The organism is Sphingobium sp. WTD-1, from assembly GCF_030128825.1.
Lineage (GTDB): Bacteria > Pseudomonadota > Alphaproteobacteria > Sphingomonadales > Sphingomonadaceae > Sphingobium.
In genome coordinates, this window is the sequence record NZ_CP119127.1 from 2,380,761 (window position 1) to 2,399,069 (window position 18,309).

At 65.3% G+C, this 18,309-nt stretch carries 20 protein-coding genes; 8 read left to right on the top strand and 12 right to left on the bottom strand.

What is annotated here, in order from left to right:
• Nucleotides 1–27: 27 nt before the first annotated feature.
• The 4 genes from N6H05_RS11875 (at nucleotide 28) to N6H05_RS11890 (ending at nucleotide 3,796) form a co-directional block, all read left to right on the top strand.
• On the top strand, nucleotides 28–1,149 hold the full coding sequence (locus N6H05_RS11875) for an NAD(P) transhydrogenase subunit alpha (protein ID WP_284114017.1): 1,122 nt from the start codon (nucleotides 28–30) through the stop codon (nucleotides 1,147–1,149).
• A gap of 94 nt (nucleotides 1,150–1,243) precedes the next feature.
• Nucleotides 1,244–1,528, top strand: coding sequence for an NAD(P) transhydrogenase subunit alpha part 2 (locus tag N6H05_RS11880; RefSeq protein ID WP_004208003.1), 285 nt, complete (start codon nucleotides 1,244–1,246; stop codon nucleotides 1,526–1,528).
• Entirely contained in the window at nucleotides 1,528–2,949 is a 1,422-nt protein-coding gene (locus N6H05_RS11885) for an NAD(P)(+) transhydrogenase (Re/Si-specific) subunit beta (RefSeq protein WP_037517256.1), read from the top strand. Before N6H05_RS11880 ends, N6H05_RS11885 begins: the two co-directional genes overlap by 1 nt.
• 154 nt (nucleotides 2,950–3,103) lie before the next feature.
• Nucleotides 3,104–3,796 (top strand): aspartate/glutamate racemase family protein, encoded by a 693-nt coding sequence (locus N6H05_RS11890; RefSeq protein WP_284114018.1) that lies wholly within the window; start codon nucleotides 3,104–3,106, stop codon nucleotides 3,794–3,796.
• Nucleotides 3,797–3,820: 24 nt separating this feature from the next.
• Here the strand turns inward: N6H05_RS11890 and folP are convergent, their stop codons facing one another.
• Nucleotides 3,821–4,945: a dihydropteroate synthase gene (folP, locus tag N6H05_RS11895; RefSeq protein ID WP_284114019.1), complete on the bottom strand. Its 1,125-nt coding sequence runs from the start codon at nucleotides 4,943–4,945 to the stop codon at nucleotides 3,821–3,823.
• 80 nt (nucleotides 4,946–5,025) lie between these two features.
• The gene (locus N6H05_RS11900) at nucleotides 5,026–6,159 is read right to left on the bottom strand and encodes a site-specific DNA-methyltransferase (protein WP_284114020.1); all 1,134 of its coding nucleotides are present in this window, start codon (nucleotides 6,157–6,159) and stop codon (nucleotides 5,026–5,028) included.
• Between the two features lie 288 nt (nucleotides 6,160–6,447).
• Here N6H05_RS11900 and N6H05_RS11905 point away from each other — a divergent pair, with 288 nt between their 5' ends.
• Nucleotides 6,448–6,786 (top strand): ArsR/SmtB family transcription factor, encoded by a 339-nt coding sequence (locus N6H05_RS11905; RefSeq protein WP_188081812.1) that lies wholly within the window; start codon nucleotides 6,448–6,450, stop codon nucleotides 6,784–6,786.
• A gap of 68 nt (nucleotides 6,787–6,854) precedes the next feature.
• Here the strand turns inward: N6H05_RS11905 and N6H05_RS11910 are convergent, their stop codons facing one another.
• The 8 genes from N6H05_RS11910 to N6H05_RS11945 form a co-directional block, all read right to left on the bottom strand.
• Entirely contained in the window at nucleotides 6,855–7,283 is a 429-nt protein-coding gene (locus N6H05_RS11910) for a DUF2147 domain-containing protein (protein WP_284114021.1), read from the bottom strand.
• A 134-nt stretch (nucleotides 7,284–7,417) separates the two neighbouring features.
• Complete coding sequence (locus N6H05_RS11915) at nucleotides 7,418–8,407, bottom strand: type II secretion system F family protein (protein ID WP_188081810.1); 990 nt, start codon at nucleotides 8,405–8,407, stop codon at nucleotides 7,418–7,420.
• A gap of 18 nt (nucleotides 8,408–8,425) precedes the next feature.
• On the bottom strand, nucleotides 8,426–9,424 hold the full coding sequence (locus N6H05_RS11920; RefSeq protein ID WP_284114023.1) for a type II secretion system F family protein: 999 nt from the start codon (nucleotides 9,422–9,424) through the stop codon (nucleotides 8,426–8,428).
• A 62-nt stretch (nucleotides 9,425–9,486) separates the two neighbouring features.
• Nucleotides 9,487–10,782: a P-loop NTPase gene (locus tag N6H05_RS11925; RefSeq protein WP_284114024.1), complete on the bottom strand. Its 1,296-nt coding sequence runs from the start codon at nucleotides 10,780–10,782 to the stop codon at nucleotides 9,487–9,489.
• Between the two features lies 1 nt (nucleotide 10,783).
• Nucleotides 10,784–11,437 carry a CpaD family pilus assembly protein gene (locus N6H05_RS11930; protein ID WP_284114025.1) on the bottom strand — a complete coding sequence of 218 codons (654 nt, stop codon included), beginning with the start codon at nucleotides 11,435–11,437 and terminating at the stop codon, nucleotides 10,784–10,786.
• A gap of 16 nt (nucleotides 11,438–11,453) precedes the next feature.
• Nucleotides 11,454–13,007 carry a type II and III secretion system protein family protein gene (locus tag N6H05_RS11935; RefSeq protein WP_284114026.1) on the bottom strand — a complete coding sequence of 518 codons (1,554 nt, stop codon included), beginning with the start codon at nucleotides 13,005–13,007 and terminating at the stop codon, nucleotides 11,454–11,456.
• A gap of 1 nt (nucleotide 13,008) precedes the next feature.
• The gene (cpaB, locus tag N6H05_RS11940) at nucleotides 13,009–14,022 is read right to left on the bottom strand and encodes a Flp pilus assembly protein CpaB (RefSeq protein WP_284114027.1); all 1,014 of its coding nucleotides are present in this window, start codon (nucleotides 14,020–14,022) and stop codon (nucleotides 13,009–13,011) included.
• A gap of 51 nt (nucleotides 14,023–14,073) precedes the next feature.
• Entirely contained in the window at nucleotides 14,074–14,547 is a 474-nt protein-coding gene (locus tag N6H05_RS11945) for an A24 family peptidase (protein ID WP_284114028.1), read from the bottom strand.
• 49 nt (nucleotides 14,548–14,596) lie between these two features.
• On the opposite strand from N6H05_RS11945, the gene N6H05_RS11950 reads away from it, so the two are divergent.
• The 3 genes from N6H05_RS11950 to N6H05_RS11960 are packed head-to-tail and all read left to right on the top strand — an operon-like array spanning nucleotide 14,597 to nucleotide 16,848.
• Nucleotides 14,597–15,550 (top strand): alpha/beta fold hydrolase, encoded by a 954-nt coding sequence (locus tag N6H05_RS11950; RefSeq protein WP_284114030.1) that lies wholly within the window; start codon nucleotides 14,597–14,599, stop codon nucleotides 15,548–15,550.
• Nucleotides 15,547–16,650 carry an NAD(P)/FAD-dependent oxidoreductase gene (locus N6H05_RS11955; protein WP_284114031.1) on the top strand — a complete coding sequence of 368 codons (1,104 nt, stop codon included), beginning with the start codon at nucleotides 15,547–15,549 and terminating at the stop codon, nucleotides 16,648–16,650. The genes N6H05_RS11950 and N6H05_RS11955 overlap by 4 nt, the downstream gene beginning before the upstream one ends.
• A 21-nt stretch (nucleotides 16,651–16,671) precedes the next feature.
• Nucleotides 16,672–16,848: a YegP family protein gene (locus tag N6H05_RS11960; RefSeq protein ID WP_004207987.1), complete on the top strand. Its 177-nt coding sequence runs from the start codon at nucleotides 16,672–16,674 to the stop codon at nucleotides 16,846–16,848.
• Between the two features lie 38 nt (nucleotides 16,849–16,886).
• Here the strand turns inward: N6H05_RS11960 and rnhA are convergent, their stop codons facing one another.
• Nucleotides 16,887–17,333, bottom strand: coding sequence for a ribonuclease HI (rnhA, locus tag N6H05_RS11965; RefSeq protein WP_004207986.1), 447 nt, complete (start codon nucleotides 17,331–17,333; stop codon nucleotides 16,887–16,889).
• Nucleotides 17,330–18,307, bottom strand: a complete 978-nt coding sequence (thrB, locus tag N6H05_RS11970) for a homoserine kinase (RefSeq protein ID WP_284114032.1) — start codon at nucleotides 18,305–18,307, stop codon at nucleotides 17,330–17,332. Before thrB ends, rnhA begins: the two co-directional genes overlap by 4 nt.
• Nucleotides 18,308–18,309: the final 2 nt, after the last annotated feature.

Consider the following 18,309-nt stretch of genomic DNA (forward strand, 5'->3'; position numbering starts at 1 on the left):
ACGCTATAGGAGGGGGATGCTGATATAATGAAAATCGCGATATTGAAGGAACAGGCTGCGGGCGAACGGCGCGTGGCCGGTACGCCCGAGACCGTGAAGAAATTCATCGCGCTGGGCGCGAGCGTGGCTGTCGAGGCCGGCGCGGGCGCGACGGCGTCGATTGCCGACGAAGCCTATGTTACGGCCGGTGCCAGCGTTGGCGATCGTGCCGCGACGCTGGCGGGTGCCGATATCCTGCTGGGCGTGCAAGGCCCCGATCCGGCCAGCCTTGGCGGCGCTGCGGCGGGGGCGTGGATCGTCGCGGGCCTCAACCCGTTCGGCGAGCGGGCGCGGGTCGATGCCTATGCCGCCGCCGGCTATGAGGCGCTGGCGATGGAATTCATGCCGCGCATCACCCGTGCGCAATCGATGGACATCTTGTCGTCCCAGTCGAACCTGTCGGGATACAAGGCGGTGCTGGACGCGGCGGCCGAATATGACCGCGCCTTTCCGATGATGATGACCGCGGCGGGCACCGTGTCGGCGGCCAAATGCTTCGTCATGGGCGTGGGCGTGGCCGGCCTTCAGGCGATCGCCACGGCGCGGCGGCTGGGTGCGCAGGTGAGCGCCACCGACGTGCGCGCCGCGACCAAGGAGCAGATTGAATCGCTCGGCGCCAAGGCGATCTTCGTGGAGAAGGTGGCCGGCATCGAGGGTGAAGGCACCGGTGGCTATGCCACAGAAATGTCAGACGAATATAAGGCTGCCCAGGCCGAGCTGGTCTCGTCGCACATCGCCAAGCAGGACATCGTCATCACGACGGCGCTGATCCCCGGCCGGCCTGCGCCGCGCCTGATCAGCGACGCGCAGATCGCATCGATGAAGCCGGGCAGCGTGATCGTCGACCTGGCCGTCGAGCAGGGCGGCAATGTCGAGGGCGCGGTCGCCGGCGAAGTGGTCGTGCGCCACGGCGTCAAGATCGTGGGCCATCGCAACGTGCCCAGCCGCCTGGCCGCCGACACCTCCGCCCTGTTCTCGCGCAACCTCTATAATTTCCTGTCCGCCTTCTGGGACAAGGACAAGAATGCGCCGGTGCTGGACGAGGAAATCGGCAACGCGATCCGCCTGACCCAGGGGGGCAAGGTCGTCAACGAACGACTGCTGGGCTGAACGCATATCGCTGCGCGCTTTCGGTTTCAGGCCGGGCGCGAATGGCGCAGACGCTTCGCGAGCAATGCTCCGGGGCGAACAGGGAGTAGGAACGATGGACTTCATTGCCATCCTGTCGATTTTCGTGCTGGCGTGCTTCGTCGGCTATTATGTGGTCTGGTCGGTGACGCCGGCGCTGCACACGCCGCTGATGGCGGTCACCAATGCCATTTCGTCGGTCATCATCGTCGGCGCTCTGGTCGCGTCGGCGGAGGCCGGTAGCCTGGCGGCCAAGCTGCTGGGTCTGGTCGCGGTGGTCTTTGCATCGGTGAATATCTTCGGCGGCTTTGCCGTGACCGAACGCATGCTGGCCATGTACAAGAAGAAGGAGCGCAAGTGATGCACGAGCTTGCGCCCGTTTCGCCCTTCGTCGCCTTGGCCTATCTGGTTTCCGGCGTCCTCTTCATCCTGGCGCTGCGCGGCCTGTCGAGCCCGTCGACCAGCCGTCGCGGCAACCGCATGGGCATGGTCGGCATGGCAATCGCCGTGGTCACGACCCTTTATACCCATGACGTGCTGAGCCTGCCCGAAATCCTGGGCGCGATCGCCATCGGCGGCGGCATCGGCTTCATCATCGCCCGTCGCATCGAGATGACGGCGATGCCGCAGCTGGTTGCGGCCTTCCACTCGCTGGTCGGCCTGGCCGCCGTGCTGGTCGGCGCGGCCGCCTATCTCAATCCCGGCGCGTTCGGCATTCTCGATCCGCTGACGAACGAGATCCACAATGCCAGCCGCATCGAAATGGGGCTGGGCGTCGCGATCGGCGCGATCACCTTCTCGGGTTCGGTCATCGCCTTCCTGAAATTGAACGGCAACATGTCGGGCAAGCCGATCATGCTGCCGGGCCGCCATGTCATCAATCTGGCGACGCTGGCGGCGATCCTGGGCCTGATCGCCTATTTCGTGACCGACCAGTCGCCCTGGATCTTCTGGACCGTGACGGCGCTGAGCTTCGTCATCGGCTTCCTGCTGATCATCCCGATCGGCGGCGCGGACATGCCGGTCGTGGTGTCGATGCTGAACAGCTATTCGGGCTGGGCCGCAGCGGCGATGGGCTTCACCCTGGGCAATACGGCGATGATCATCACCGGCGCGCTGGTGGGCAGCTCCGGCGCGATCCTGTCCTACATCATGTGCAAGGCGATGAACCGCAGCTTCATCAGCGTGATCGCCGGCGGCTTCGGCGCGGAAGCCGGCCCGTCGGGTGGCGGCGCGGCGGCGGTCGACCGTCCCTACAAGCGCGGCAGCGCCGAGGACGCGGCCTTCCTGATGAGCCAGGCGGACAATGTCATCATCGTGCCGGGTTACGGCATGGCGGTCAGCCAGGCGCAGCATGCGCTGCGCGAAATGGCCGACCTGCTGAAGAAGGAAGGCGTGAACGTCAAATATGCGATCCATCCGGTCGCAGGGCGCATGCCCGGCCATATGAACGTGCTGCTGGCCGAAGCGAACGTCCCCTATGACGAGGTGTTCGAGCTGGAGGACATCAACAGCGAGTTCGGCCAGGCCGACGTCGCCTTCGTCATCGGCGCCAATGACGTGACCAATCCGGCGGCCAAGACGGACAAGACGTCGCCCATCTATGGCATGCCGATCCTGGACGTCGCCAACGCCAAGTCGGTGCTGTTCGTGAAGCGCTCCATGGGCGGGGCCGGCTATGCCGGCGTCGACAATGAGGTCTTCTACATGGACAACACGATGATGCTGCTGGCCGACGCCAAGAAGATGGTCGAGGAGATCGTCAAGGCGCTGGCCCACTAAACAAGCCGATCCACCCGCGTCGGATCGCCCCGTCGACGGGGCGGGTGGATCGTCCTGACTTGTCGAAGCCGGCATCTTTCGTAAAAGAAGGGCTGGGGCACCGACATGCCCGGCCCGCACGGGGCCGGACAGGCGCCCCCATATTGGGAGCGACATGCGTAAACTCGGTCTGATTGGTGGTCTCAGCTGGACGTCCACCGCCCGCTATTATGAGATCATCAACCAGGCGATCCACCGGGCCAAGGGTGGCCAGCACAGTGCGCGGCTGCTGATCGAAAGCCTAGATTTCGCACAGGTTTCCGGTTGCATCACGCAGGAAGACTGGGATTGCGCATCGGGCCATCTGATCGGCGCGGCCCAGCGGCTGGAACAGGGCGGGGCGGAAGCGCTGCTGATCTGCGCCAATAGCATGCACCGCATCTATGACCGGATCCAGGCGAGCATCGCCATTCCCATCATCCACATCGCCGATGTCGTCGGCACGCGGATGAAGGCCGATCGCATCGATCGCGCCGCCCTGATCGGCACGCGCAACGTGATGACCGAGAAATATTATCGCCAGCGGCTGGTGTCGCACGGCGTGTCGCTGCTGCCGGCCGATGTCGCGCTGGCCGAACGGATCGACCGGATTGTCTATGACGAACTGACCGTCGGCAAGATCAACCGCGATTCCGAGCGTTTCATGAAATCGGAACTGACCGACATCGCCAAGGAGGATGTGCAGGCCGTCGTGCTCGCCTGCACCGAACTGGAGATGATCGTCGACGTGAAGGCCAATGTGCTGCCGATCTACGACTGCACCGAAATCCACGCCATGGCGGGCGTGGAATTCATCCTGGGCGAATAAGGGTGAAGGCGGCCGGGCGCGGTATCAGACCGCGCTCAGCCCCGCATCGGCCAGGCCGCGCCACAGATGGAGCGCCTGGACGCTTTCCTTGACGTCATGGACGCGGACCATCTGCGCGCCCAGTTGCGCCGCGCGGAAGGCGAGGGCGACCGAGCCGCCCAGCCGGTCGGCTGCCGGTGCCTCGTTCGACAGGGCGCCGATCAGGCGCTTGCGGCTGCCGGCGAAGAGCAGCGGCACGCCCAGCCCCTGGAAGGTGGCGAGGCCGTTCACCAGCGCCAGATTGTCGGCCAGGCTCTTGCCGAAGCCCAGGCCCGGATCGACCATGATCTTCTCGCGCGCGATGCCGGCGTCGAGGCAGGCGGCGATGCGGGCGTCGAGATAGTCGAACACGTCGCTGACGACATCGGCATAGCCGTTGGGATTGTCGTGCGGGTCGTCGCCGGCCGAAGGCGCGTGCATCAGGATTACCGGGCAACCGGCGCGGGCCGCGACCTCCAGGCTGCGGGGATCATGTTCCAGCGCGCTGACATCGTTGATGACATGGGCGCCGGCGGCGAGCGCCGCCTCCATCACCGCCGCCTTGCGCGTGTCGACCGACATGGCGACGCCGGCGGCGGCCAGTTTCTCGATCACCGGCACGATGCGGGCGATCTCGTCGCCTTCCCACAGCTTGGGCGCCTTGGGCCGGGTGGATTCGCCGCCGGCATCGATCAGCGCGGCGCCCGCCGCCGCCATGGCAAAGCCGGCATCTGCCGCCGCCTGTGGGTCGGTCATATGCTTGCCGCCGTCGGAGAAGCTGTCGGGCGTGATGTTGAGGATCGCCATCGTCTGGGGCGCGTCGAAGCGGATGACGCGATCGCCAAGGCTGAGCGGCGCGCGCTGGGCGGAGATGTTCGCGGCCAGTTGGCGGGCGCGCTCGGCCAGCGGGTCGGGCAGGGTGGCGGTGATCGCCTCGAACGCGGCGACCGGGATGGTGTCGCGGGCGATGCGGCGGCCGGCATGGCGGGCGGTCAGTTCATAGGCCTGGAACCAGATCAGGCCATTGCCCATCCGCGCCGCCGATCCATCCGCCAGGCCGATCGGGCTCGGCACGAACCAGGTCGGCTTGAGGTAGAGCCGGGCGTCAGCGGGGATGGAGGAGAGGGTCATAAAGCTCCGTTCGCCCCGGACGGGTTGGGGCCATGTCTTGGAAGAACCGTGGCTGCCTCAACCCGAACGAGGGACGGAAATCAAGGCTCGTTGGCGAGCAGATAGGTCTGGCGCAGCGTGTCGATCGGGTGGAGCTTGCCCGCCTTCTCGATATGCCAGAAGGTCCAGCCGTTGCAGCTGGGCGCGCCCTGAAGCGTGGCGCCCAGCTTGTGGATCGAACCGGTGTCGCTGCCCATAGCGAGCGAGCCGTCGGCGCGCACGGTGGCGCTCCAGCGGCGCTTGCTGTCCATCACCACCGAACCGGGCTGGAGATAGCCGGTCTCGACCAGCGTACCGAAGGCGACCTTGGGCTGCTGGCGTGCGGTCTGCATGATGGCGAGCGCGGATTCATCGAGCGGCAGCGCCTCGGCAATGCGTTCCTCGGCGACCTCGATATAGTCGGGCTCACGCTCGATGCCGATCCACTGGCGGCCCAGGCGCTTGGCGACGGCGCCGGTGGTGCCGGTGCCGAAGAAGGGGTCGAGCACGATGTCGCCTGGCTTGGTGCAGGACAGCATCACGCGATAGAGCAGCGATTCCGGCTTCTGCGTCGGATGCGCCTTGGTGCCGTTGCGCTTCAGCCGCTCCTGGCCACCGCAGATCGGCAGCACCCAGTCGGAGCGCATCTGCAACTCGTCATTGAGCGTCTTCATCGCCTTGTAGTTGAACGTGTATTTCGCGTCCTCGCCCTGGCTGGCCCAGATCAGCGTTTCATGCGCGTTGGTGAAGCGGGTGCCCTTGAAATTGGGCATCGGGTTCGCCTTGCGCCAGATGATGTCGTTGAGGATCCAGAAGCCCTCATCCTGCAAGGCAGCGCCGACGCGGAAGATGTTGTGATAGCTGCCGATCACCCAGATCGTGCCATTGGGCTTCAGGATGCGGCGCGCCTGCGCCAGCCACGCCTTGGTAAAGCGGTCATAGCTGCTGAGCGTGTCGAACTTGTCCCAGTCATTGTCGACCGCATCGACGCGGCCGCCCTCGGGGCGGAACAGGTCGCCGCCGAGCTGAAGATTATAAGGCGGATCGGCAAAGATCATGTCGATGCAGCCGTCGGGCAGCTTGGCCATTTCCGCGATACAGTCACCGCGCAGCAGGCGGTTTGCCTCGATCGCCGGTGCCGGCGCGAGCGCAACCGCCTTCTTCCGCCGCGGTGCGACGCGTTCCATGACACCCATGTGTGCAACCCCCATATGTTTCGTCCGTCAGCACTGAGTCCTCAGGAGTCTGCCGTCAAGGTCAGGGGTTTAGCGGTCGTCGCTGTCAGGATTGCGAGGATGGTGGAGAACGAAGCGGGTAGCCACAACATATTGAGTCATGCGAGTCGCATGAGACTCATCATGGGGTGGTGTGACTCAAAAGACTCAGCGAGGAGGCGGTTCGCACTTTTTTTAGTTAATGGCGCGGCCGAGTCGAAAATCATCCTCCGCTTGACCAACTCATAACCAGATGATTATGAAATTTGCATGACGGAAGTGAAATTCAGAGGCGACCTTGGAGCGAACAGCGATTCACTCTTCAAGGCGCTGTCCGACGGCACGCGACGTGCCCTGCTGGAATATCTGGTGCGCGAAGGGGAACAGAATGTCGTCGCGCTGACGGCCGTGGCCGGCGTGTCGCAACCGATGGTGTCCCGCCATATGGGCAAGCTCAAGCGCGCCGGTCTGGTGACGGCCAGGCGGACGGGGCGCGAAACCTGGTATGCGGCGCGGACCAAGGGGCTGGGGCCGGTGGTGCAGTGGATGGCGATCTATGGTGCGCTCTGGTCACAGCGCTTCACGCCGATGGAACATGCCGGCGACTGAACGGGAACATATCGATAGGAAAAGGGGCGCCATTGGCGCCCCTTCTGTTTTCCGGTCGGTGCGTGCGATCAGCGCAGCGGCGTCCAGGTCTGGGTCTTGCAGAAGAAGGCGATGCAGCCCTGAACCTTGAGCGTGCCGTCGCCATTGCGGCTGACCTTGGACGTATAGCTCTTGCCGCTTTCCGGGTCGTAGATCGTGCCCTTCCAGATATCGCCGGCATCGCTGAAGCCCGACAGCAGGGCAAGGCCGACCAGCGGCTTGGAGCGCAGCGCCGGGTCGGGGTTCTTGATGTCGGTCTGGGGGCGGCCCGGCGTCGGCTTCACGATCTTCTCGATCTTGCCGCAGATGCTCTTTCCGCAGGGTGCGATCTGGACGATCGCCTTGCCATCGACGGTCGACCAGCGGCCGGTGATGGGCTGGGCCGCATAGGCGGGCAGGGCGACGGTGAAGGCGGCCAGAGCGGCGATGGCGACGCGAGCGCCGGTCTTGATGGTCATGATGCGATCCTCTCCTTTTCGGTTGAGGGTGAGAATAAGGGAGGAAAATGCGGCGCGCCAGCGCTTCGCTTGCAGTTTACGGAAACGGAAAGAGGGGACGCTACGGCAGCGCCCCCTCCTTGCCCTGAAATTTTTTAGAAGGCCGTGCTGATCGAGCAGGCGGCCGGACCCAGGATGACGACGAACAGGGTCGGCAGGATGAAGAGAATCAGCGGCACGGTCATGATCGCGGGCAGGCGGGCGGCCTTTTCTTCCGCGCGCATCATGCGTTCATGGCGGAACTCGGCCGACAGCACGCGCAGCGCGGAGGCGAGCGGCGTGCCATATTTTTCGGTCTGGATCATGGTCGTGACCACGCCCTTGACCGCGTCGAGCTTTACGCGGGTCGCCAGATTCTCAAAGGCCATGCGGCGTTCGGTGAGAAAGCTCAGCTCGATCGCAGTCAGCTGGAACTCGTCACCCAGTTCGGGATAGGCACGGCCCAGTTCGCGGGCGACGCGGCTGAAGGCGGCGTCGACGGTCAGGCCGGCCTCGGCGCAGATGACCAGCAGGTCGAGCGCGTCGGGCAGGCCCTTGCGGATCGCGGCGGAGCGCTTGGCGATCTTGTTGTCGATGAAGATGTCGGGCGCCTTGTAGGCGAGCAGCAGCGCGGCGGCGAAGGCCATGAAGCGCTTGGCACCACCCCATTCGGGATAGATGCCGACCGCATAGAGCAGGATCGCGGCGGTGCTGCCGATCACGATCGGCATGATCATGCGGCCAAAGATGACGGCGACGGCCCAGTCCTTGGACCGGATACCGGCCTGGGCCAGACGGATTTGCGCGTCCTTGAGCTGGTCGTCCTGCAGCACCTTGAGGCTGGTCAGGAAGGACCGCATCTGGTCGGTCGTCTGGTTCTTGTTGACGAGCTTGGCGCGACGCTTGGCGGTCGAGGCGGTGATGCCGGCCTTGAGCTGCTCACGGCGTTCGTTCAGCGCCTTGACCCGCTTGGCCATCGGATCGCGCACGGTCATCACGGCATAGAGCGCGTAGAGGGTGGCGAGCGTGGCCAGTGCGGCAAGCAGCGTGCCGAAATCGGTCGCGGTCATGCCGAACAGGGTGCCGGTGGGGGTAGGGGCGTCCATATCTCTATCCGTTCCCCGTCAAATCTCGAAGTTGATCATCTGCGCCATGATGAAGGCGCCGATGCCCATCCAGCAGAAGCCGCCAATGCCGACGACCTGCATGGTCGAGAGCCCGAAAATGCCCGCCGGATCGGGGGTGAAGAAGGGGCTCATATAGTTGAAGTTGATGTAGCAGATCATGCCGAACACCAGGAAAGGCAGGGCGCCGATAATATAGGCCGACGCCTTGGATTCCGACGACATGGCGCGGATCTTGAGCTTCATCTGGGCGCGCTGGCGCAGCACGGTGGCCAGGTTCTGCAGCGTTTCGGCGAGGTTGCCGCCGGTCTCGCGCTGGATCGCCAAAGTGATGACGAAGAACTGGAATTCCGGCGTGCCCAGGCGATCGGCGGTTTCCTGCAGCGCCTGGTCCATGCTCTTGCCGATCTTGATCCGTTCAGTGATCAGCTTGAATTCCTCGCCGACCGGGCCGGGGATTTCGGTTGATACGATGCCCAGCGTCTCGCCGACCGGCAGGCCCGAGCGCAGGCCACGGGTCAGCAGTTCGAGCGCGTCGGGAAATTTGGCGGTGAACTGGTTGATCCGCTTCTTGATCAGTCGGCCGATCCAGAGATGTGGCAGGCCGAGCCCGGCCGCCAGCCCGACCATCAGGGCAAGCAGGAAGGGAAAACCGCGCATCAGCAGGAACAGGGTGGTCAGCAGGAAGACCACCGCGCAGGACGTCATATATTGGCTGAGCGTCCATTTCTTGCCGGTCATGCGGATGCGCTTGGCCAGATTTTCCGGATTGGGGATCAGCGAAACCAGCATCTTGGCTTCGGTGCCGGTTGCCCGGTTGGAAATGGCCTTGCGCATGCGCGCTTCCATCATCGCCTCGGTGGAATCGCTGTGGCGGCCACGGATCAGCGCGACCCGGCGTTTCTGCGCCTTGTCGGGCGAGGGGCCGGCAAAGGCAACCACGACCAGGCCAAGCATGGTCGCGATCAGCACCAAGATCAGAAGGAAATTGCCGTCCATTGCTCGCCCGTTCCCCGTGCGTGAATATGACTGTGCGCCGCCGCCCTAGAGCGGCCCGCGCTTCAGCCTTCCAGTGCCGTCGCCTTGTCCTTGCGGCGCGACGGGATCATGTTCTTGAAGTCGCCGATCTTGCCGAGCAGGGAGTCCCCCTTCTTGGCTGCGGACTTGCCGCCCGCATTGTCGGCTTCATCGCCGGCCAGGCCCATCACTTCGTCCAGCATCGCGGTACAGGCGGCGCCGACCTTGCTGCCCTTGGCGGTTTCCGCCAGCGTCTTGCCGAGCTTGGCCGCCTGGGCACCGATGCGCAGGTCGAACGGCACGATGACATCGACCTTGCGTTCGATCGACTGTTCGAAATCCTTGCGGCTGATTTCAGGCGCGCCAGGATGAACGCGATTGGCGACCACCAGAACGCGCGTCTGCGGCGCGTTCGACCGGAGCCAGGAGAGGATGCGGATCGAGTCCCGCGCCGCCGCCAGGCTGAGTTCCGTCACCACGACGGCCACGTTCACGTCAGTCATCAGGTGGGTATGCTGGATCAACATGTTGCGCGGCAGGTCGATGATGCTGCATTCGAACGCCTGACGGAACTCCTCCAGCAACTGGTAGAATGCGCCGCCATCGGTCATCATCGGCTGGTTGATCGGCGCTTCAGCCGACAGGATCGCCAGCATGTCGCTGGCGCGAACCATGGCGCGTTCGATGAACAGGCCGTCGATGCGGCTGGGATTTTCGATCGCGTCAGTGAGGCCGCGCCCCGGTTCCAGGTCCATCGCCAGCGCATTGGTGCCGAAATGGATGTCGAGGTCGAGCAGGGCGGTCGGGCGCTTCTTCTTCTCGCTCAGCATCCAGGCGAGTGAGGTCGCCATGCTGGAGGCGCCGACGCCGCCGCGCGTGCCGATGACGGCGACGGTCATGTGCGGACGTTCTGGGCCAGCGTCACGCGGGGCGAGGAAGACGGCCTGGGCCTGGGCCAGCGCATCGCGCAACTGATCGGCGCCAAAGGGCTTGAGCAGATAATCCTGGATGCCGCTGGCGACGAGGTCGCGATAGAGGCGTACGTCATTGACCTGGCCCGCCGCGATCACGACGGTGCCGGGTTCGCAGACTTCGGCCAGGCTGTTGATGTCGTTCAGCGGATCGCCGCTTTCCGACATGTCGACGAACAGGATCTGCGGGCTGGCGGTGATCGACAGGCTCTGCACCGCGTTGCGCATGCCGCCCTTGTTCACCTTTTCCGGTGCCCAGCCCATTTCGGACGCGACCGCACGCAGCAGGTCGAAGCTGTGATCGTCGCAGACGAAGGCGTGGAAGGGGTCGCGCTGGCCCACGGAACCATGTTTCCAGGGTGCGTTCATCTTACTGGCCTCCGTTCGAGAGCTGCTTGAGGTCGCCCGAGCCGGTCGGCGCCTTGTCGCGATAGGTGGAAATGGCGCGGTTCGACGTCGCGGTGCGCAATTCGCTGTCCGTGCTCTGGCCACGAACCAGATCTTCGGGATCGGCAACCATTGCCGCCAGATTGCTGTTCACGCCGCAGCCGAAATTGGACGACGCGCCCAGGCTCATCGGCGTTTCGGCCTTGTTCGACCAGTCGGGGCAGCCGGGAACCGACGCGGTGGTGCGGCGGACGACCAGACGGATGGTGCCTTCGGGGGCGGAGCCGGCGGCGGCCGAACTATCCTGGCCCAGCAGCATGCCATGGCGAGCGACGACATTGGCGATGTCTTCGCCAAGGTCGGGGCTGTAATAGCCCGCATCGGTCACGATCGCGACCCGATCACCATAACCGAGCTTGATCGTGGCGAACCAGTCATCGAGGCGCGCGGCTTCGGCGGGTGCCAGGCGAGCGCCGCCGGCCTGCACGTCGAAGGTGTAGCTGGTATAGCTGACGACCGGCTGGTGGACCGAGTCCACGCCGCGATTGGTGGTGTCGGTCGAGCAGGCCGCGAGCGGCAGCGCCAGAAGGGCCAGGGTGCCGAGGCGGACGATGCTCTTGTAGGACTTGGAAGTCATGTCTTTCGTCCTTCCGTCAGAAGCTGAAGCCGGGGGTCGCGCCGCCCGACTTGCCGGAGGAGCGGCTTTCTTCGCGGGCCGCGAGGGCGGGCGCGGCGATCGATGCCTGCGGGCCGGGCGTGGGCGCGACGGGCGAACCGGGCGCACGGGTCGGCATATTGGGCAGGGCGCCGCTGACGCCGTCATGAGTTTGTTCAAGGAACAGGCCCTGGCCGACATTGGCATTGCGGAAGCCGTCGGTCGGCAGGCGGATGTCGGACGCGTTGACCGGCTTCACCAGATAGGGGGTGACGACGATCACCAGTTCGGTCTCGCTCCGCTGGAAGCTGCGCGACTTGAACAGGCTGCCCAGGATCGGGACATTGCCCAGGCCCGGCACCTTGTTGATCGTGTTGCCGGTTTCATTGTTGAGCAGGCCCGCGATCATGAAGCCCTGACCCGAGCCCAGTTCCACCGTGGTTTCGGCGGTGCGGCTCTTGAGCGCAGGAACGGAGCTGTTCACGCTGAAGTCGAGGCTCGACACGGTCGGCCGGACGCGCAGCGAGATGCGGCCATCGGCCAGCACGGTCGGGGTGAAGGCCAGTTGCACGCCATATTGCTTGAACTGGATGCTGTTGCCCGACGACGGGCCGTTATTGACCGTGTAGGGATATTCGCCACCGGCCAGGAAGCTGGCGGTTTCGCCCGACAGCGCGGTCAGGTTCGGCTGCGCCAGGGTGGTCGCGAGACCGCTGGATTCGGCGAGATCAAGCGCACCAGCAATGTCCATGCCGAACAGGCGGGCAACGCCGCCGAGGCTGTAGGAGCCATCGCTAGGGGTGGAGAATGCCCATTCGGCAGGCTTGGTGATCAACCCGGTGGTCGTATCAATTTCCGGCTTGGTGTAGGTCGAGAAAGCCCGGCCGCCGCCACCAATGAAGCCCAGATTGCCGCCGCTGCGGTCGGCGCTGGCGAAGTTGGTGCCGATCTTGTGGCCGACATCCTTGCTGACTTCGGCGATCTTGACCTGCAGCATGACCTGAAGCGGGGTCGCCATCAGCAGGCGGCTGACGACGGTCGTTTCCTTGCCGACAAAGGCCTGGGTCAGGCGTTCGGCCTCGGCCGCGTCTTCGGGCGCCTTGATCGTGCCGGTCAGCAGCACCATGCCGTTCATCTTGTTGACGGCGATGTTGGCACCCGGCATCGCCAGGCGCAGCATGTCGTCGATGGTGGTCAGGTTGTTGCCGACGCGCACTGTGCCGGAAAACAGCACCTTGCCGTTGCCGGCCGTCACGAAGACGGTGGTTTCCCCCGGCTTCTTGGCGATCAGGTAAAGCTGGTTGTTCGAGCGGACATGGACATCGACGACATCGGGATTGGCGATGACGACATCGGACATCTTGGCCGGCAGGTTGACGACCTTGCTGCCGCCGACCGACATCAGGATCGCATTGTCCTGATCGGCCGCAGGGGCGGCATTGAGGGCCGTGGTGGGCGCCGCGACGGCGGCCAGGGCCAGGCCGAGCGCGATCGCCGGGGCGGCGAGCGGACGAGCCGCCTTGTGCCGCGCGAGCATCTGGTAAGCGTTCATCTTACTTCCCCCCGACCGGAACTTCGGTCACACTGGTGCCGCGGGCGATGCGGACGGTCGGCCCCTTGAAGACGGCCGTGCCGACCGGCGCGCCACCCGGCGCGGCCATGGCGGGCATGGCCGCATCAGGCTTGGCCGGGACGCTGCTGCGCTGGTAGCGCGACACGTCCGCACCCGTGGAATAGGTGGAGCCGCGATCGACCGGACGGGCCGCGATCTTGGCAATGATCGACTTTTCCGAACCCGGATTGGTGCCATCGGGCAGGTCGACGTCCGAGCCGGCAATGGCGGCGTCGAGATCCGACGCGGTGTCGGCGATCGAACGCAGCGACAGCGACAGCGAGCCGATGGTCTGCGACACGGCGATCTTTTCCGCAATCTTGGGCGTCACTTCGAGCGTGACGTTGGAGTAGGTCTGGACGACCGGTTTGCCATCGGGGCCGAGCGCATCGGTGCGCTGGTCGGTGGCGAGCACGCGCAGGTTGCGCAGGATCGTTTCCGAGACCTTGAGCGGAGCGCCATCGCCGCCGCCCGAGACCGTCTGGGTCAGCACCAGGTCGATGCGGTCGCCAGGGAAGACGAAGCCGGCAACCGCATTCTGGGCCGAGACCGGCACGGTGACGGCGCGCATACCCGGACCGAGCGCGGCGGCCAGGAAGCCGCGGTCACCCGGACGGATAACGGCGCCCTGGGTCAGCGGCTGGCCAGCGGTGATCGCATTGCGCACGACGCTGCCTGCAAGCTTGAGCGGATCGGCCTGGCCCTTGAGATAATAGGCCGCCTCGATCAGATCCTTGGGCCAGGGCTGGAAGCGGAAGCTTTCCGCGTCCAGGATGGTCCCCACCGGCAGGGCCTTGGTCGCCACCAGAACATGCGGCTGGTCCGCCTCGTTCGGCATTGCGGCCGCGTTCACCTGCGGCGTAGATGAAGAACTCAGCATGCTGCGCGCAAGCAAGGCTGTAGTGACCGCTATGATTAGCGCCCCCACCAGCAGCACGATCTTCTTAGCATCCATGACGAAACTCGCCTTTCTCAAATGGGCGGCCTGCCCCCAGGGGCCCAATCATCACGCAAATTGGTTAAGATATCGTTCGCCAAGTAACCAAAGGGCGGCGATCGATATGGCTACGCCGTAGGGTATTTCGGGTTGGCCCTGTTTCCGGCGGAGACGATGGTGGATCACCGTGACGATCGTCACGGCCCCGCCCAGAATCGCCATCAGCATCAACAGGGTCAGCACCGCCTGCCACGGAAACCACAGCGCCAGCGCGCCAAGCAGCTTCACATCGCCCCCGCCCATCATGCCGAACGCGAACAGCGCGGCGAACAGGACGAAGACCAGCAGGCCGACCAGCAACTGCACCGCCATGCCCGGCCAGAGCGGCAAGCCGCAGGCGATCCACCATAGTGGCGCCAGGGCGGCGACGCCCAGGTTCAGCCGGTTGGAGATGATGCGCGCGCGCAGGTCCGTGATCGCGGCTGCGATCAGCAGAATGCCCAGTGCGGCGATCAGCGCCAGTCTGAAATATTCCCCCAACATGAGGGTCAGGCACTAGACCATATGGCTTACCAAACCGTAACCATGGCCCATGGATTCGCCGATCTTCCCGTCGCCCGCCCTTGACCGTCGCGCCTGGCCAATGGGTGGCCAGCTCGATTATTGGCAGGCCCCCGACGGCTGGCCGATCCGCCGCTATCGGCTGGGCGCTGGCACCCGTGGCCGGATGCTCATCCTCAACGGTCGCGGCGATATGATCGAGAAATATCTGGAGGTGATCCACCACTGGGCGCAGCGGGGCTGGGCGGTGACCAGCTTCGACTGGCGGGGGCAGGGCGGATCGGGCCGGCTGACGGATGATCCGCTGTGCGGCCATATCGACGACTTCGCCCGGTGGATTGGCGATTTGCGCGCGCTTTCAAATGATTGGCGCGCGGAGGGCAGCGGTCCGACGGTCATGCTGGGGCACAGCATGGGCGGGCATATGCTGCTGCGGGCGCTGGCCGAGGGGCTGCCCGAACCGGATGCGGCCGTGGCGGTGGCGCCGATGCTGGGGCTGCATACAGCCCCGCTGCCGCGCTGGCTGGCGGTGGCGATCGCCAATGTCATGTGCGCGATCGGGCAGGGGGAAAAGCGGGCCTGGACGCAGAAGGAAGAGAGCGAGCGGCAGCGTCAGATGCGGCAGAAGCGGCTGACCCATGATCCCGATCGCTATGCCGATGAAATCTGGTGGCGGGACCATAGCCGGGACATCGCGCTGGGGCCACCGAGCTGGAACTGGGTACGGCTGGCGCTCGAGTCGACTCAGGTGCTGGAGGCCGGAAATGGGCCGGAGCGAATCGCGACGCCGACCCTGGTCCTGGCCGCCTGTCGCGACCAGTTGGTATCGACGCCGGCGATCCGGCGGATCGCGGCGCGCTTGCCCGATGCCCGACTGCATGTCTATGGGCGCGAGGCCGCGCATGAAATCCTGCGCGAGCTCGACCCGGTGCGGCTCGATGCGCTGGGGCGGATCGACCGTTTCCTGGATGAGGTTGCCCGTTGAACAGGCCCGATATCGTGATTGTCGGTGGCGGGATTGCGGGCGCCAGCCTGGGCGCGGCGCTGGCGGAAACGGCACGGGTGCTGATCCTGGAGATGGAAGACAGCGCCGGCTATCATGCGACGGGGCGATCGGTCGCCTTCTGGGAAGAAACCTATGGCGGGCCGGTGGTCCAGCCGCTGACCACGGCTTCGGGCAGGCTGCTGGAGTCGCCGGATCCCGATTTCTTCGATGGTTCCTTTTTGTCGCCGCGCCGCACGCTGCATATCGGGCGGGCGGGGGATGAGGGGCTGCGCGACGCGCTGCTGGCTGATTTTGCCGGGGCGGTCGAATTGCAGCCGGTGGCGCCGGCGAGCCTGGTGCCGGGGTTGCGGCCCGAATGGGTGCTGGGCGTGCTGGAACCGAGTTGCCGCGACATCGATGTCGCGGCGCTGCATCAGGCCTATCTGGGCCGGTTCCGCAAGCTGGGCGGCGAAATGCGGCTGGGGGCCAGGCTGGAGCACGCGGAACGACAAGGCGATGGCTGGCGGATCGAGACCGGTGACGGGCCGATCGAATGCGGCCTGCTGGTCAATGCCGCCGGGGCTTGGGCGGACGATGTCGCTATGGCCTGCGGTGTCGCGCCGGTCGGCATCGCGCCCTATCGCCGGACGGTGGTGCAGTTGCGGCTGGAGGATATGCCGGCCGACGAGATGCCGCTGGTGATGGACATGCAGGGCGGCTTCTATTTCAAGCCCGAGGGGCAGGGGCGGATCTGGCTGACGCCGCATGACGAGGTCGCCTCGCCCCCCTGCGATGCCGCGCCCGAGGAACTGGCGATCGCGCAGGCCATCGACCGGTTCCAGGCGGCGGTCGACTGGCGGATCGCGGCGGTCGAGCGCAAATGGGCCGGCCTGCGCAGCTTCGCGCCGGACCGGGTGCCGGTCTATGGCTTCGAGCCGGCGGTCGAGGGTTTCTTCTGGTTTGCCGGGCAGGGCGGTTTCGGCATCCAGACCGCGCCGGCGGCGGCGCTGCTGGGGGCCAGCCTGTTGACCGGCGCGGCCATGCCGCAGGCGATTGCCAGCCTCGATATCGCTGCTTATGCTCCCGAACGGTTTCGATAGCGCAACCAGCAGGAGAGCATGATGGCGCACAAGTTCGTGATCGAAAAGAACAAGGCCGGCGAGTTCGTGGCCAAGTTCAAATATAATGCCGAGATCATCTTCTGGACCGAGGGCTACAGCTCCAAGGCGAGCGCGAAGAATGCGATCGAGTCGATCCTGAAGAACGGCCCCGGCGCGCCGATCGAAGAAGCCGAATAAGCTGCACGGTGCGGGGAGGGTGACCTCCCCGTCCGTCCCTATTTGCGGAAGCTTTCCGCCGCGGCGCAGGCCAGCGCGTCGGCCCGCTCATTTTCCGGGTGGCCGGCATGGCCCTTGACCCATTGCCATGTCAGCTTGTGCCGGGCGGCGGCCTTCACCAGTTCCTGCCAGATCTCGACATTCTTGACCGGCTTGTTGTCGGCGGTCTTCCAGCCGCGCTTCTGCCAGCCGAAGATCCATTTGGTGATGCCGTCCATCACATATTTGCTGTCGGTGTAGAGCGTCACCTGGCACGGCTTCTTGAGCGTGTTGAGCGCCTCGACCGCGGCCATCATCTCCATGCGGTTGTTGGTGGTCATCGCCTCGCCGCCGGAGATTTCCTTCTCCTGGTCGCCAAAGCGCAGCACCGCGCCCCAGCCGCCGGGGCCGGGATTGCCCTTGCACGCGCCATCGGTGAAGATCTGGACTTGGGGCAGGTCGCTCATGCGCCGAGCAGCTCCGCCGGGTCGGCCTTGGCGTAGAAATCCATGCGGCGCAGATAGGCGAGCGGATCCTTGCGCGTCACCAGCGCGTCGGCAGGCGTGTTGATCCAGTCATAGGCGCGGGTCAGCAGGAAGCGCAGCGCTGCGCCGCGGCACAGGATCGGGAAGGCGGCGCGTTCCGCGTCGGTCAGGCCATGGGCGGCGGCATAGCCTGCGCCGATCGCGGCCGCGCGGTCGCCAAACCAGGTGGCGCCGTCATTGCTGAAGCACCAGGCGCTGTGGGTGACGGCCAGGTCATAGGCGCGAATGTCGGTGCAGCTGAAATAGAAGTCGATGAGGCCGGTGACTTCATCGCCCAGCATCAGGACATTGTCCGGGAACAGGTCGGCATGGATCACCGAACGGGGCAGGTCGGCGGGCCAATGGGCGTCGAGAAAGGCCAGTTCCTCCGCCACGCGGGCGCCAAGGCCCGGCGCGATCTGGTCGAAATCATCGCCACACTTGGCCGCCAGCGCGTGCCAGCCATCCTTGTCGAGCGCATTGCGCCGTTCGCCGGCAAAACCCTGTGCCGCCTTGTGCAGTTCGCCCAGCGCCACGCCGCAGGCGCGCGCCTGGGGCGGGGTCGGTTCGGTCACCGATATGCCGGTCAGGAACTCGATCAGGCAGGCCGGGCGCCCGCCCAGCTGTTGCAGCCGCTTGCCATCGGTGTCGGCGATGAAGCGCGGCACCAGACAGCCGCGCGCACCGAGATGGTCGAGCAGGTCCATGAAGAAGGGCAGGTCCGCCTCATCCACCCGCTTTTCATAGAGGGTCAGGATATAGCGGTGACCGTTGCCGTCGGCGCCAGTGGTTTCGAGCAGATAATTGCTGTTTTCCACGCCTTCAGCGATGCCCTTGGCGGACACCAGCCGGCCGGCATCATAGCGGGTGAGGAAGGCGTCAATCTCTTCGGCGGGAACGTGCGTATAAACGGCCATGG

What these genes read in the sequence shown, in the direction of transcription:
- N6H05_RS11875 (WP_284114017.1), top strand. Translation starts at nt 28, where the DNA reads ATGAAAATCGCGATATTGAAGGAACAGGCTGCGGGCGAACGGCGCGTG.
- N6H05_RS11880 (WP_004208003.1), top strand. Translation starts at nt 1,244, where the DNA reads ATGGACTTCATTGCCATCCTGTCGATTTTCGTGCTGGCGTGCTTCGTC.
- N6H05_RS11885 (WP_037517256.1), top strand. Translation starts at nt 1,528, where the DNA reads ATGCACGAGCTTGCGCCCGTTTCGCCCTTCGTCGCCTTGGCCTATCTG.
- N6H05_RS11890 (WP_284114018.1), top strand. Translation starts at nt 3,104, where the DNA reads ATGCGTAAACTCGGTCTGATTGGTGGTCTCAGCTGGACGTCCACCGCC.
- folP (WP_284114019.1), bottom strand. Translation starts at nt 4,945, where the DNA reads ATGACCCTCTCCTCCATCCCCGCTGACGCCCGGCTCTACCTCAAGCCG.
- N6H05_RS11900 (WP_284114020.1), bottom strand. Translation starts at nt 6,159, where the DNA reads ATGGGTGTCATGGAACGCGTCGCACCGCGGCGGAAGAAGGCGGTTGCG.
- N6H05_RS11905 (WP_188081812.1), top strand. Translation starts at nt 6,448, where the DNA reads ATGACGGAAGTGAAATTCAGAGGCGACCTTGGAGCGAACAGCGATTCA.
- N6H05_RS11910 (WP_284114021.1), bottom strand. Translation starts at nt 7,283, where the DNA reads ATGACCATCAAGACCGGCGCTCGCGTCGCCATCGCCGCTCTGGCCGCC.
- N6H05_RS11915 (WP_188081810.1), bottom strand. Translation starts at nt 8,407, where the DNA reads ATGGACGCCCCTACCCCCACCGGCACCCTGTTCGGCATGACCGCGACC.
- N6H05_RS11920 (WP_284114023.1), bottom strand. Translation starts at nt 9,424, where the DNA reads ATGGACGGCAATTTCCTTCTGATCTTGGTGCTGATCGCGACCATGCTT.
- N6H05_RS11925 (WP_284114024.1), bottom strand. Translation starts at nt 10,782, where the DNA reads ATGAACGCACCCTGGAAACATGGTTCCGTGGGCCAGCGCGACCCCTTC.
- N6H05_RS11930 (WP_284114025.1), bottom strand. Translation starts at nt 11,437, where the DNA reads ATGACTTCCAAGTCCTACAAGAGCATCGTCCGCCTCGGCACCCTGGCC.
- N6H05_RS11935 (WP_284114026.1), bottom strand. Translation starts at nt 13,007, where the DNA reads ATGAACGCTTACCAGATGCTCGCGCGGCACAAGGCGGCTCGTCCGCTC.
- cpaB (WP_284114027.1), bottom strand. Translation starts at nt 14,022, where the DNA reads ATGGATGCTAAGAAGATCGTGCTGCTGGTGGGGGCGCTAATCATAGCG.
- N6H05_RS11945 (WP_284114028.1), bottom strand. Translation starts at nt 14,547, where the DNA reads ATGTTGGGGGAATATTTCAGACTGGCGCTGATCGCCGCACTGGGCATT.
- N6H05_RS11950 (WP_284114030.1), top strand. Translation starts at nt 14,597, where the DNA reads ATGGATTCGCCGATCTTCCCGTCGCCCGCCCTTGACCGTCGCGCCTGG.
- N6H05_RS11960 (WP_004207987.1), top strand. Translation starts at nt 16,672, where the DNA reads ATGGCGCACAAGTTCGTGATCGAAAAGAACAAGGCCGGCGAGTTCGTG.
- rnhA (WP_004207986.1), bottom strand. Translation starts at nt 17,333, where the DNA reads ATGAGCGACCTGCCCCAAGTCCAGATCTTCACCGATGGCGCGTGCAAG.
- thrB (WP_284114032.1), bottom strand. Translation starts at nt 18,307, where the DNA reads ATGGCCGTTTATACGCACGTTCCCGCCGAAGAGATTGACGCCTTCCTC.